Source organism: Marinomonas gallaica, from assembly GCF_001639745.1.
In the GTDB taxonomy this organism is placed as follows: Bacteria; Pseudomonadota; Gammaproteobacteria; order Pseudomonadales; family Marinomonadaceae; genus Marinomonas; species Marinomonas gallaica.
Genome location: NZ_LTAX01000007.1, coordinates 71,268 through 85,856, shown reverse-complemented (window position 1 = coordinate 85,856; position 14,589 = coordinate 71,268). Strand labels below are relative to the sequence as shown.

Annotated in this window: 11 protein-coding genes and 1 other RNA gene; 6 read left to right on the top strand and 6 right to left on the bottom strand. The window is 43.3% G+C overall.

Annotated features, from left to right (window positions below):
• Positions 1-23: 23 nt before the first annotated feature.
• Positions 24-1,115: a D-2-hydroxyacid dehydrogenase family protein gene (locus AYW76_RS08740; RefSeq protein ID WP_331709444.1), complete on the bottom strand. Its 1,092-nt coding sequence runs from the start codon at positions 1,113-1,115 to the stop codon at positions 24-26.
• 203 nt (positions 1,116-1,318) lie between these two features.
• Between AYW76_RS08740 and AYW76_RS08735 the strand changes: the two genes are divergently transcribed.
• A complete protein-coding gene (locus AYW76_RS08735; protein WP_197467793.1) occupies positions 1,319-2,710 on the top strand; it encodes a diguanylate cyclase domain-containing protein in 1,392 nt (463 codons plus the stop codon).
• A gap of 15 nt (positions 2,711-2,725) precedes the next feature.
• Here AYW76_RS08735 and AYW76_RS08730 read toward each other — a convergent pair whose 3' ends face one another.
• From AYW76_RS08730 to ffs, 4 genes are all read right to left on the bottom strand, one after another.
• Positions 2,726-3,649, bottom strand: coding sequence for a diguanylate cyclase domain-containing protein (locus tag AYW76_RS08730; RefSeq protein ID WP_067218623.1), 924 nt, complete (start codon positions 3,647-3,649; stop codon positions 2,726-2,728).
• Complete coding sequence (locus AYW76_RS08725; protein ID WP_269448098.1) at positions 3,649-5,781, bottom strand: response regulator; 2,133 nt, start codon at positions 5,779-5,781, stop codon at positions 3,649-3,651. Before AYW76_RS08725 ends, AYW76_RS08730 begins: the two co-directional genes overlap by 1 nt.
• A gap of 33 nt (positions 5,782-5,814) precedes the next feature.
• Positions 5,815-7,722, bottom strand: coding sequence for a PAS domain-containing protein (locus tag AYW76_RS08720; RefSeq protein WP_067218616.1), 1,908 nt, complete (start codon positions 7,720-7,722; stop codon positions 5,815-5,817).
• 592 nt (positions 7,723-8,314) lie between these two features.
• Positions 8,315-8,411, bottom strand: an RNA gene (gene ffs, locus AYW76_RS08715) — signal recognition particle sRNA small type.
• Between the two features lie 205 nt (positions 8,412-8,616).
• On the opposite strand from ffs, the gene AYW76_RS08710 reads away from it, so the two are divergent.
• From AYW76_RS08710 to AYW76_RS08690, 5 genes are all read left to right on the top strand, one after another.
• Positions 8,617-9,480: a 6-carboxytetrahydropterin synthase gene (locus AYW76_RS08710; protein WP_067218612.1), complete on the top strand. Its 864-nt coding sequence runs from the start codon at positions 8,617-8,619 to the stop codon at positions 9,478-9,480.
• Positions 9,477-9,881, top strand: coding sequence for a phosphoribosyl-AMP cyclohydrolase (gene hisI, locus AYW76_RS08705; RefSeq protein WP_067033802.1), 405 nt, complete (start codon positions 9,477-9,479; stop codon positions 9,879-9,881). Before AYW76_RS08710 ends, hisI begins: the two co-directional genes overlap by 4 nt.
• Positions 9,882-10,201: 320 nt before the next feature.
• On the top strand, positions 10,202-11,869 hold the full coding sequence (locus AYW76_RS08700) for a methyl-accepting chemotaxis protein (RefSeq protein WP_067218609.1): 1,668 nt from the start codon (positions 10,202-10,204) through the stop codon (positions 11,867-11,869).
• 67 nt (positions 11,870-11,936) lie between these two features.
• A complete protein-coding gene (locus tag AYW76_RS08695; protein ID WP_067218604.1) occupies positions 11,937-12,713 on the top strand; it encodes a class II glutamine amidotransferase in 777 nt (258 codons plus the stop codon).
• 79 nt (positions 12,714-12,792) lie between these two features.
• The gene (locus AYW76_RS08690) at positions 12,793-13,551 is read left to right on the top strand and encodes an SDR family NAD(P)-dependent oxidoreductase (RefSeq protein WP_067218600.1); all 759 of its coding nucleotides are present in this window, start codon (positions 12,793-12,795) and stop codon (positions 13,549-13,551) included.
• 76 nt (positions 13,552-13,627) lie between these two features.
• On the opposite strand, the gene AYW76_RS08685 is transcribed toward AYW76_RS08690, so the two are convergent.
• Positions 13,628-14,584 carry an isopenicillin N synthase family dioxygenase gene (locus AYW76_RS08685; protein WP_067218596.1) on the bottom strand — a complete coding sequence of 319 codons (957 nt, stop codon included), beginning with the start codon at positions 14,582-14,584 and terminating at the stop codon, positions 13,628-13,630.
• Positions 14,585-14,589: the final 5 nt, after the last annotated feature.

Genomic DNA, 14,589 nt, shown 5'->3' with positions numbered 1-14,589 from the left:
CTTTAGTCTATAGATTGGCACGTTTACCTCTGCTCTTGCCAATTCACCAAGTTTTCAAACGCCACACCGAAATAGAGCTCGTAACTGTTATGCTCTACATAACCGATATGCGGTGTGGCCGTCACATTATCCAGCATCAATAGAGGCTCGTTAACTAATCGGGCTGGCTCCTCATCAAACACATCAATCGCTGCATGGCGTCTGGGAGAATGTCGCAAAGCATCGAACAGCGCACCTGGCTCAATCAACTCGGCACGACTTGTATTTACCAACAGCGCATCTTGCTTCATCAACGCCAAATCCTCCGCTGTTACACACCCTCTTGAGCGCTCACTCAAACGTAAGTGAAGAGAGATAATATCAGCATCAGCAAAGAAGTCTGCTTTCGAAGAAGCGGCTAACAAACCATCCTTTATAGCCTGCTCTCGAGAAGGCTCGCCACCCCAAATCAACACCTGCATATCAAAGGCCTGCGCATAACGCGCAATTTGCTTACCGATTTTTCCGTAACCCCAGATACCCAGCGATAGACCTTTTAAGGTACGACCCAGACCGAGCCCATTAGAGCTTTGCCACAGATCTCTTCGTAAAGCATTGGCATACTGCGGGATATAGCGTGAAGCGGACATTATTAATCCCCAACACAACTCTGCTGGCGCAACAGGTGAACCAACGCCCTCTAATACTTCAACCCCATAACGCTGACATAAAGCCACATCGATATGATTAGACACCTTTCCGGTTTGACTGATCACTTTCAAGCTAGGTAACTTTTTCAACAATGACTCTGTGATGACTGTACGTTCACGAATTAATACAATTGCTTCCACATCCATCAGCTGACTTACTAAATATTCTTCCGAGTAGGACTGGTTCAAAACGATGACATCATGACCACCTAATAACTCAAAAACATTTAATTCTTTTACAACATTTTGATAATCATCCAATACAGCAATTTTCAAGTGACCTTCCCCTAATAAATGAAAACCTTTAAATGACTTAAATACCTCATTCAAGTCTAGCAAGAGTATCAGGTTTCCACCGTTTAGAAGACAGAATGCTGTTTTCGCTAACGTCAATGCACGACAGAACTCTTCGTCATCAGCTTTCAAATGATCGCACAGTCCATCATAGATGCCTTAAAAAGCATTCACTAAATGAGTGATAAACTCTCGCCTATCTACTAACAACATAAAAAGTTACCATTCTTAACCATTCTTCAATGGTTCTTTTTTACTGCACAATTATAATAGATAAGTCACTTCATACTGAAAGATACAATCATCACACTTCAAAACAAAAAGAAGTTACTTACATGCTTAGCATCATAAGACAACATAGCCACAAAGCCTTTTTCGTTTTCACGGCTGCCTTTTGGGTTACCTCCGTATTGGTTGTTCAGTTTTATGCAGAGCTAAGTACAAACCGAATTACTCAGGAGGAGCAACAAAATCTACGTCGTGAAGCCGCGTTAATTCGATCGAAAATTGAATCCGCTATCTACGAAGATGTTTATATTGCAGGATCTTTAGCGACTGTACTAAGGGTCAGCACTAGTACCGTGACTGATAATTGGGACAGTGTAGCGTCGGATTTGATCCAGAAATCCACCCATATTCGAAACATAGGGATTGCACCTGACAATGTCATAAGCCACGTATACCCTTTGGAAGGAAATGAAGCCGCCATTGGCTTAGATTTCAGATCAGCGCCCGAACAATACGCAGCAGTAATGAAAGCAAAGGAATCGGGTGATGTATATTTGGACGGCCCTATTGAGCTTGTTCAAGGCGGGCAAGCTCTCATCGCAAGGTACCCTATATTTCTTGATTACCCAATCAACCAAAAGTATTGGGGAAGCACAAGCATTGTACTTAACTTTGCCGACATACTTCAGGAAAGCAATATTAGGGATTTAAAAAATGCCAATTTTGCAATACAGCGAACCACCGTCAGCGGTGCAGTGGATGTATTCTTAGGGACTGAAGAGGTATTCGAGTCACCAGACGAACTGTTACCCGTTTTCTTACCGAATAATCAATGGCTTATTGCAGTCAAAAGTACTGCAGGACTGTCTGATTTAGCCAAACTTGAGCGCAACATCACACAATTCTTTGGCTACACTGGCGCACTCATTCTCTATATCTCAGTATTTTTATTATATCGAGCTTACCAACTGGCTCATAAAGCATCACTCAAAGACGAGCTGACTCACCTCCCAAATAGACGATATTTATTCAATCAACTAGAACAGCGCATGAGGCCATCAAAAAGAAATACTGGCTTTGCCCTGCTAAACATTGATCTCAATGAATTTAAGCAGATAAATGACCAGTTTGGCCATGAAGCGGGAGATGCACTGCTAAAGCATATTGCACAGTTAACCAACAATATACTGAAGGGAACGGATTTTATTGCACGTGTAGGCGGCGATGAGTTTTTAATCGTTCTAGACTCATCCTATACAGAACTTGCGGCAAATGAGAGAGCAAAAGCGCTCAAACAACATATTGAGAATAGACCTCTACACTGGAAAGGTAGTGTCATCACGCCTTCAATCAGTATTGGTCTCGTGGTTTACTATCCCGACATACCTACTACACAAGAGGAGCTACTTCATACCGCCGATCATAATATGTACAAACAAAAAGAAGCACACAAAAATAACAGCCAGATACCGCACTATCCTCAAGGTCACATTATTTAAAAAACACTTAATGTGCTAGCTGCCCAGCGATACACTAGCGAACTGGTTTCTTCCTGCTTGCTTTGCTTGATACAGCAGACCATCCGCCTGATGAATCACATCTTCAAGCGGCATGTTTGCATCACGTCCAACAAAAGCGCAGCCTGCGGTCACCGTCACATACTCCGAACACAATGACTGCTCATGAGGAACTTTGAGATTGACAACACTTTTCAAGATGGATTTTATAACATCTTCGACCTTCTCTTCAGCAAGACCTGTTAGCATCATAACAAACTCCTCGCCCCCATAACGGGCAAGCTGCCCTTTCCCCTTTGGTATCTGCTGTTCCATGGTCGTAGCAACCAGTTTTAGACAATCATCTCCAGCTAAATGGCCATAACAATCGTTAAAACCTTTAAAAAAATCAATATCAAGCATAATAACAGCACAAGACAGGGCGTTATCTAAGCACATTTTAAACAATTCAGGAGACTGTATATCAAATGACCGTCGATTTCCCACACCGGTTAAGCCATCCGTTAGAGCGATACGGCGCAAGGCGTCAGACTGAAATTTAAGCGTCAGATGCGCCTTTACCCGATTGATAAGCGTATAGTTATTTATCGGTTTACGGACAAAGTCTACGCACCCAGCTTTCCAACATTCGATCTCATCGTCTGTATCTTCCAAGCCCGTAATAAAAATGACAGGAATATTCTCGTACAATGGATTTTGCTTTAATAAACGGCACACTTCCAAGCCAGACATTCCAGGCATCTTAACATCGAGCAGAATAATATCTGGAGCCTGCTTCTCAATTACTTCGAGCGCTTCTTCACCTGAGCGAGCCATAAAAATATTGTAATGATCCTTGAGCAACAAGTTCATCAGCTGAATATTCGATAGTTGATCATCGACAACTAAAACATCAGCATTTTTAAGGTTAAAAAAATCCATTAGCACTCACTTATCAAAAACCGCTCTAGACGAGCCTGTGCATTTCTAAAATCAAGGTTCTGAACATCCGCGTCAATCTCCGAAAGAACACCATGATATGGCCCTTGATCTTTACGTTTCAGCTCCAAGCAAATATCCAGTACCTTCATATTAGACTGTGCCAACATGTTACATAACTCGATGATCTCAAGACGAGTCACTGATTCCTTTTTTGGAACAACATGCCCTTGCTCTACACTTTTAGCCTGCCCCGAAAGATAGGCCCGTATTGCACTACAAGCACTAACAAGTAGCTCTGAAGTCTCATTTACTTTAGCAGAATAATGTTCGTATTTATGCCGCTTTAAGTCTACCTCTAATTCAGCCAACTTTTCAGCTATGCGCTCTGCGCCGATCGTTAAGGAAGCGCCTTTAAGCGAATGTATCGCACGCATCACGTCAGATACATTATCATCCGTCACAACTGTCGGTATGCTGCCCATCGCGGTCTCAGATTCTGCCAGATAAGACTCGGCTGCAGTACATAAAATCCCCTTGTTGTCACCCAGCCTCAACAGCGCAGCTTCGTGATTAAAATCACTTAGCTCTACTTGAGTTTTGCTGTCAGTATACATGACATCCTTTGATGAAACATTTGGCACAGTAAAAGTACTAATTATTCTAACCAACTGGGCAATATCGAATGGTTTACTTATATGATCATCCATACCTGCCTGTGCAGCCGCTTTTTTATCTGATAATAAAGCGTTCGCCGTCATTGCAATAATTGGAATATCACTAAAACTCTTTAATGCACGTATTTCTTTTGTCGCGGTATAGCCATCCATAATCGGCATTTGAACATCCATTAATACAACATCGATAACCGCACCACTTTCCTTTACTGCCGCCACTGCTTGCTCGCCATTCTCAGCCGTTAAAATTGTTGCGCCTTCCGCTTCCAGAGACTCTCTTGCTACGAGCCGATTAATTGGATTATCTTCCACTAATAATATCGTCACGTCCTGCAGTCTTTTTTCATACGTTAATACATGATCTGAATCTTGCTGACCCTGAGACGAACAAGATGACTCATCGCAGCCATCAATAAATGGGACATAAAATTTAAACGTTGATCCAGAGCCTTCAATACTTTCAAGGCTAATTTCCCCACCCATTAATTCAACCAGTGTCTTAGAAATAACCAATCCAAGCCCTGTACCACCAAACGCTCTGACGGTTGACGTTTCGGCTTGATTGAATGCCTCAAATACAGAAGCGTGTTTGTCTTTGGCGATACCAATACCCGTATCAACCACTTCAACATGCAAGATATGATCAGAAGTTTTATCAAGACTGAGCTTAATAGCCACATAACCTTTAGTGGTGAACTTAATTGCATTACCGGCAAGATTAATCAGGATTTGTTGTAACCTATATGAGTCCAAAGTCACAAATTTCGGCAACGCCGGATCAACGTCAATCCTCAATTCAAGCTCTTTCTTTTCTATAGACGTGCTCAAGAGTGATGCTACATTGCCGGCCAAATCATGTAAGTTGAATGGATGCGGATCAATGTCTAACTTGCCCGCTTCGATTTTCGATAAATCCAAGATGTCATTTAGAATTCGCAATAAAGAACGTGCTGCCAAATCCGATTTTGAAACGTAATCAATTTGCTTTTCAGTCAATGACGTTTTACGCAATAAGGCGAGCAGACCAATGATGGCATTCATTGGCGTACGAATTTCATGGCTCATATTGGCAACAAACTCTGACTTGGTCCTACTGGCTTGCTCGGAAGCATCTTTCGCTTCCTTCAAAGCATTTTCATACTGCGTCTGCTTTGTTATGTCTTTATTGATACCTATCAGTTTAACCGAATCATCAAACTGGTCACGTTCAATGGTAGCCGAGGCATGAATAGTCTTCCTATTTCCCTTGGCAGTAACAATATCGAATACGATAGATGACTCATCCCCATCCGTCGTAAAACGCTTAAAGTGCTCAATCGCCCTTTCTCTATCATTTTCAGAGACCATGGCCACCCAGTCACTAAAAGGCACTCGCATATTATTATTTTCGATTTCATATACGTCATACATCTTTTGATTCCAAGAAACGTCATTATTACTCGGATCCCAGCTCCAAATACCGATATCAGCAATTTCAGAAGCTTTCGCCAGTTAATCCTTTAGCACCTCCAGTTTCTTACGGCTGGACGATAACTCGGAAATATTAGTTGCCATTCCAAGAAAGCCTGAAACCTCGTCATTTTCATCGTAAAGTGCAGTTATAGATAAATAGACAGGGATTTTATGCCCTGTCTTAGAAACGTAAGTCCACTCTCTTTCATTACGTAACCCAGCTAACGTTTTAGCAACAAACACATCAAAACCGGGCTCAATCTTTTGCCCCAATTCATTTGATAACTCTATAGCGCGCGCCACCACCTCACTTTCAAGATGAAACAGCCCTGGAGTTTGTTTACCTATTAGTTCTTCGGCCGAGTATCCTAAGAGTTTCTCAGCGGCAGGATTGAAAAGCGTAATGTAGCCTTGCGCATTAGTAGCAATGATAGCAATAGCCGCTTTATCCATGATGGCGGCCTGCAAACTGTAGCTTTTGTTCAGTTCAACGGTGCGCTGCTGGACCTCTTTTTCTAAAGAGGCATTTAACAACTCAAGTTCATTCGATACTCGCTTCTGTTCAGTAATATCACGCATGATTTTCGAAAAACCGATGAGTTCGCCATGCTCATCGCAAATAGGAGAGGCCGAAACAGACACATCAAATACTTGACTACGTTTGGTTTGTCGCTTCGTTTCAAAGGGTTTCACCTTGTAGCCTTTGACAAACTGGCTAACTATATACTCATCTTCCGTTTGCACAGAGTCTGTTAAGAAAACATCCCGAGTGAATTCACCAATGACTTCATGACGACTTAACCCAAACATTTTTGTAGCACTATTGTTCCACTCGGTGATAGTACCGTCGATAGACACACCTAAAATTGCATCTTGGCTACTTTCAACAATCATGCTTTTTTCCGTTTTCTCGATTGACAAAGCAGCTTGAGCCTTAAGGCTTTTACGAAACGAAAAGATGACAAATATTAGACCAACAAAGATCACAAAAACCCAACCCACACTAAAAAAGGTAGCACTCATGGCTTTTAAGCGAATGTCATCAACATCTTTCTTCAAGATAATATTAAGCGAATTGAGCCCACTGGTAAGCGGGAGATTAACTTTCGCAATAATTGAGCGACTAGGATTGACCGAAGTGATCTTTGTGCCATCATTCAAAACAAACATTTCTTGAGACTCAGAATAGAGCTCATCCCAGACAGGGACATCAACATGCTCAAAGGCAAAATTCAAAGACTCATCAGGATAATAAAGCACCTCTCCTTTATCATTGGTGATGTACAAAGACGCATTTTTAGGAACCTTCGAAATCAATTCTTTGAAAATTGCATTCGCAGAAACATTAATAACAATAAAACCAAATGGTACTCCGTCACTCGCCATCACCTTTGCAGCGATTCTGACGGTTGGATTGTAGGGTATCGATATGCTATCGAAATCTCGATTTAACGAAATATCTGAAATGTATACGCCCGAAAATTGATTCAATCGAATCTCTGAGAAGTAGTCCCTTCCACTTTTTTCCTGAAGTAGGCGCTCCGGAATTACTTGGGCGACCCCCGCTTCTTTTTTCACGTTCACTATCTCTTTGCCATTCTCATCAAATCCGATATAACGCAACTGAAAAGCCATTTCATTCGCAGTCAAATAACTCTTAAATATGGATTTCAAACGCGACTTCCATATAGTTAAGACTTCAGAGTTTTGCGAATCAGACTTGGCTTGAATAATGGCTTTTACCGGTGGGATTGACTGAAGAATTGTGATGTCGCTAGCGTACTTATCTAATTTAGCCTGGAACAACAATCGCTCAGCTTCTAATGCACTACTAAGCGCTCTCTGCTCTCTCTCAAGAATTTGTTGATAATTGAAATCATAACTCACCCAAACACCCGCCACTAAGCTCATGACAAACATCGAGCTAGCGATAAACCAGCGATTCATTATCTTCATCTTTAAGTCACTCGTCACAGCTATAGAAAATAGATTAGAAATCTGCTTGCAACCCGTAACAACTAATCCAAAGTTTTAGAATAATGACAAAGCACCTTTAAGAGTAGGCTATAAAGCGTAGAGTTTTGTAAGCTTGTGTGATGAGAAAAAATGAAACTGACAAGATAAGACTAAGCGCAAAAACACACCGTCTTGGGTTAGTCATTAGCTCACCTGTTTGGTTTATGAGCTGAATGTATGACATCTAATCAAGTGGCCAAATTCACTACACCGCTACAAATGCCGATGGGTTGAGATTCAAAGAAAACTACTGAAGGGGAAAACTCAAGATGAAAACAAGCGTCAAACTCTAGACCACTTTCACACATGATGGTTGAGCGGTTCTTTCTACTCGCGAATTTGTAGATATTTTTGCTTGGACTTGGCTTACGTAAATTGCGGTTGTACATAACCGATACCAGTAAGTTGTAACTAAATAACAACTTAAAAATAGGTTATGTCAGCTTATACTGCAAATTTGACAACTTATGGTTCAAATTTGTCACTTTATGCTTCAATTTACAAAGGGGAATTAAGGTGGCATCTCCACCAGCCTCACCTCGGCACACAAGTCAATCGCTGTGGCTGCTTCCTTCCGGACCTGACCAGATTCACGATGTATTGTTGCGAGGGGACCAGCGGAGACACCATAGAGAAGGTGCCGTTGACCTTGGAAGCGAATTATACGCACCCTAATTCAAAGTGCAACCGATCTACTTATATTTTTCAGTCACTTAGCGCAGTTTTTTTCAATTGTGCTTAAATTAACATCTTTTGTATGGGAGCGTTGGTATCCGCAAGCGCATTTAGTACCATACCCGCCAATAAACTTTTGAGGATGTATCGTTGAAGCTGTTTGTTAAAAACTTAACCCACGTCGACCTTTCTTACTTCTGCCCTGTCCGTAGTGTGTTAGGAGAAAGCTGGCAAGCCGATATCGTGCTAACAGGGAAGCTAAACGATGAAAGCATGGTGTGTGACTTTAGCATCGTAAAAAAGATGATCAAGCAGTGGCTTGATACGCACATTGACCACAAACTGGCAGTACCAGCTAACCATGAAAGTAGCGTTATTAAAACTCTGGACGATGGCCGAAGCTCATTTGTATTCGAACATCAAAACGGCCAGCGCTTTGCCTGTACTGCACCAGAGCAAGCCTTTGCACAACTGCCTGTCGATGAGATCACAGCTGACAATGCTGCCAAATGGGTTGAAGAACAAATCCTAGACCTTTTGCCAGCAGAGTTGGAAGCCGTTTCAGTGCACTTCCACCCTGAACATTCAAACGAAGCTCAGTACCAATATAGCCATGGTCTAAAAAAGCACGATGGTAACTGCCAGCGTATCGTTCATGGTCATCGTTCGGTGATTGAAATCTTTCGCAATGGTGAACGTGACCGTACGCTCGATCAGGATTGGTCTGCCCGTTGGAATGATATTTATCTAGGTACTCATGAAGACTTGATTGGCATTATTGATGAAGATGGCCAACGCTATCACCACTTCAGTTATGCGGCTTCTCAAGGGCTCTTTGAACTGATTATCCGCAGCGATCAAGTCTACATGCTCGATTGCGATTCCACCGTCGAGTCATTATCGAGCCATGTGGCGCAACAACTCGCGAAAGAAAACCCAGGCGATACCATTGAAGTACACGCCTTTGAAGGCATCGGTAAAGGCGCCATCTCGGAAGTAAAGGTAGAGAAATGAGTTTAAAAGCATTTGAAATGTCGCCTAAAGGCACAGAGCTAAATTTAGACGACGTATTGGCCAATCTAAAAACGGATCAAGACGGATTGATCGCGGCGATCGCACAGCAGCATGACACGAAAGAAGTGTTAATGCTGGCTTACATGAACGAAAAATCCATTCGCGAGTCATTAGAAACGGGGCAAGTATGTTACTGGTCTCGTTCTCGCCAAACCTATTGGCGCAAAGGTGAAAGCTCAGGGCATCGTCAACGCCTTGTGTCTATGGCTTTTGACTGTGACGGCGATGCGCTCCTGTTACAGGTGGATCAGCAAGGGCCCGCTTGCCACACGAACCGTCGTGACTGTTTCTTTTTTGAAGTTAAAGATGGAAAAGTGTTAATCGAATCCGATCCGCAGTAATTTTTACCAAAACTGTCCACTTGCTTACCTGTGTAGGAAGTGGACTGTTTACTCCGCCTTAAACGCCTCTCTATCTGTTGCCCTCCATCTCTATTACATACCGACAAAGCAACACAATAGCACTGTCGCCACTTGTCTCTATTTCAACCTCCCCTTTAACTAGAAAAGTAACCACTCGCAACACAACGCGCCAAAAAACAAACCCAAGATATTGAAAAATAAAGAAAAAGTGGAATTAATCTTGCATTTATGGATAGATAACGTCATCACATTGGAACTGTGATGCCTAACATCAAAAGCATTATTATAAAGGCCTCCCCATGAAAAACTTATCCGTAAGAACAAAGATTTTATCGCTCGTACTGCTTTTTACTATCGCCATTCTCATCACGGCGATTAACTCTGCGCTAACCAGTAAAACCGTTGCACAAGACTTACAGTCAGTTTCCTCGCAAACTTTGACGCTGGTAAAAGACCTAGAAAAAACCCGACAATTGCTGTTAAAGCAAACCGTAGAATTTGAACGCGGGTATTTCCAAGTATCAATCGCGAAAACGATCGGCGGGTACGGAGTAGAACGGATTAAAGAATCGTCTGATAATTTTCAGGCCTATTCAGCAGAATTAAAAAACAGCCTTGAATCAGTTAAAAACTCATTGGCCGCGTTGCCAGCCAACGCGCTGCTGGATTCCCTTAACAGCCAAATTGAGGTGCTCGAATCACAACAAGCGGATTTTTTAAATGCGAGTACTGAAACTTATGAATGGTGGCTACAGCTTAAAACCATGCAAGCGAACAAGGCTCGCCGAAGTGCAGACAACACATTAACCAGCATTAATACCAGTATGGAGAGCATTATCTCCACTATTGACGAGTACAACACGCAAATCGCCACACACCAATCGACGAAACTTGAGCAAGGTCTGTACACCAATATAAGCGTCGCAGCGGTTTTAATTCTTATCGGCCTAGGTTTAAGCTTGATGATCATTAATGGCATTGTTCACCCTCTTAAAAAAGCGGTTAAACGTGCTGAGGAAATGGCATCAGGGACCTTAGTCCGAAACGAGCACCCAAGTGACCGAAATGATGAAATTGGCACTCTCGAAAATGCCTTCGACCAATTAGTCGATAAACTAAGAGACATCATGCAAGATGTTTCAACCTCTAGCCTAGCGCTTACCGATGCAGCAAACGATTTAAACCGAATCACGGATGAATCAACACAAATGGTAGGCACGCAACGAACTGAAACCGCTCATATATCCAATGCTATTCATGAGATTCAAAGCACCGCTGTACATGTATCTGAGTCGACAACAGAAGCAAGCCAAGCCGCCCATAACGCTGAGTCAGCAGCGGATAACAGCATGCGTATTGTTCATTCAACTATCGCTACCATTGAAGCACTGGCACAAGAAATCAGTCACTCATCCGACACCATCACCGACTTAAAACAAAATACAGATGAAATTAACAACATTTTAAATGTCATTCTGGGTATTGCTGAACAGACAAACCTCCTGGCATTAAACGCGGCCATCGAAGCCGCCCGAGCTGGCGAGCAAGGTCGCGGTTTTGCCGTTGTCGCCGATGAAGTACGCCATTTGGCGCAAAACACGCAAAATGCAACCCAGCAAATTGAAGCGATGATACAACAGTTGCAAACAGGTACAGCACAAGCCGTTGAAGCCATGAAACATAGTCATGAGCGCTCAACGAATGCGGTAAGCCAAGTGCGTGAAGAAGGTGCCACCCTCTCTGACATCAGTCAAGCCATCTCGCAAATTCGAACAATGAATGACGCGATATCAGCGACAGCCGAACAGCAAGCTACTGTCACAACGGAAGTACGACGCAATGTTGATACAATTACAGAAATAGCGGAACGTACGAATAATTCGATTAACGCCATCAGTCACAGATCAGACCAGCTAGCGTCTCTTGCCTCACAACTGACTAGCAAGATTGCTTACTTTAAGGTGTAATGAAAGTACATTATTTGGGTAGCTCTAGTGATCTACCCTACTATAATCAACTTTTGACGGAGGTTGTATGTGTCGTTGGATGGCCTATCAGGGCACCCCAATTTATTTAGAAGAGTGGCTGTTTGAGCCAGACCACTCCTTGATCCACCAAAGCTTAAGTGCTCGCAAATCTGAGGTGACTGTTAATGCGGATGGGTTTGGTTTGGGCTGGTACGATGAACGCGAAGAACCTGGCCTTTACCATGAAATTTTGCCTGCTTGGAGTGACTGCAATTTAAAAAGCCTTGCAAGACACATTAAGAGCGGCCTCTTCTTTGCCCACGTACGCGCCTCCACCGGAACCTCCACAGCTCGCTCAAATTGCCACCCTTTTGGTTACAATAACTGGCTGTTTATGCACAACGGTCAAATTGGAATGTACGAGCAAGTTCGTTGGCAAATTGATCGATGGATACCCGAACACCTTTACAATCATCGACGTGGCAGCACCGATTCAGAAGCTATCTTCTTACTGATGATTGCCAACGGTCTTGATAAAGACCCAGTGCAAGCTGTCACCCAAACACTGCAAATGATCCTCACATTAATGAAAGAAAAAGCGATCACTGAGCCACTGCGTTTCACCAGTATGCTGTCCGATGGCCAAAACATGTGGGCCATACGGTTCTCCAGTGATGATTACGCACCCTCTTTATATTATAAACAGTTTGAAGAACACGTAGTGATTGGCTCAGAGCCATTAGATCTGTCTGGTGATGGTTGGCAACTCGTCCAAAGTGGACACATGGTTAAGGTTGGCATTGATCACTACGAGAGTAAAATACTTAACATTGGACTGTGGTAAGCGCCAATCATAGTAACGTGCGGTGCCCATACATTCGCTCTAGCTTACAATCTCTTAAACAGCTCAACGGAGTAAACTCATGATTCATTACGATCTTATCGGTAAGGTGGCCGTCGTCACTGGCGGCGCTTCTGGCATTGGCTTGGCTTGTGCCAAACTGTTAGCAAGCTCTGGTTCTGCCGTTGCTATCTGGGACTTACACGAAGACGCGCTACAAACCGCTATGGAAGTGCTCTCTGATTACGAAGATCAAGTATTAACTGTTGAAGTCGATATTTCTGAGTCCAGCTCCGTTGAGGCGGCCATGCGTGTTACGGTAGAAGAATTTGGCCGACTGGATATTTTAGTGAATAATGCAGGCATCGGCGGCCCACTAAAACCCAATGGCGACTACACCGACGAAGATTGGCGCAAGGTCATGGCCGTCAACTTAGATGGCGCGATGTTCTGCCAACGCGCTGCACTGAAATACATGACCCAATTAAGTGGCGGCAGTATTATCAACATGTCATCGATCCTTGGCCAAGTGGGCTTCGCCAACGCGTCTGCTTATACCGCCACGAAACACGCGCTAATCGGCCTAACCAAGTCCACCGCGCTGGAGTATGCAGAATCAGGGATTCGCGTAAATGCCGTTGGTCCCGCTTTCATTCATACGCCTATGGTAGATGGCTCTTTAGATCAGAAGATGATTGAAGCACTTGCGTCTCAACATGCGATGAAGCGTCTAGGACAACCCGAAGAAGTTGCGCACATGGTTGCATGGCTAGCGTCAGACGGTGCTTCTTTTGTTACGGGCGGTTATTATCCTGTAGACGGTGGCTACTTAGCTCATTAAGTACTGCGAGTTTGAGCTTCATAAAAAACGCACCTTTCTAATGAAACAGTGCGTTTTTAACTTTATGAATAACTAATTAAGCAGGCTCTTGCTCACGATAAGCGTACGTCGCATCAAAGCGTGATTGAATCCAGTCACCGCTGTAGATTGGATCGTATTTCGCTGGTCGCTCTTTACTTTGGCAAGACGGCACGCAGACAACATTTGTCTCGTAATCTGGTTCAACAAAGAAAGGGAAAGAATAACGATGTATATCCGCCTCTGACGCCCGTACTCTATGAGCCGTCGATGTGTACTCATCATTGGTCCAACGTTGCATCAAGTCACCAATATTCACTACCAGTGAACCTTCCATTGGCGTCGCTTTTATCCACTCGCCGTTACGATGTTTTACTTCCAATCCACCTACTTCATCTTGTAAAAGCAGCGTAATGCACCCGTAGTCAGTGTGAGCGCCAGCACCATTATCATGGGTAACCGATGGACGTGGCGGGTAATGAATCATTCGTAAAACGGTCACGTGATCTTTGAAACAACGTGTAAAAAAGTCTGATTCTAACTTTAAAGCGTCGGCCATGGCCGTTAGAACATGTTGTGCCACACTAAACGCTGTCACGTAATAATCATGCAGTGTTTCTAACACCACTGGGTCATTTGGATTTTGATTTGGACCGTACATTTTTGGGTACTTAAGCGCCAATGGATGATCTGCTGACAAATCCAACGCCATATCAAACGTTTCTTTCCAGTCTGCTTTATTAAGTTCGTCAAGCTGCTCTTCACCAACGGCCCCGTAACCCCGATGATTGGTACTATTTTTGATATCAATCGCAAGTTTCTCATCCAATGGCTTATCAAAAAAGCGTTTCGCGGCTTTCATGATTCGCGACATCAAAGCCGTGTCGATGTCGGTGTTAATAAGGTAGAAGAAACCGATTTCCCGGCATGCTGTATCAAGAGAGCGTATTTCATGGCCACGTACGGCTTTGTCTGGACTGGTTAGTTTCGAGAAATCAATTAATGGAATACCCATGTTCA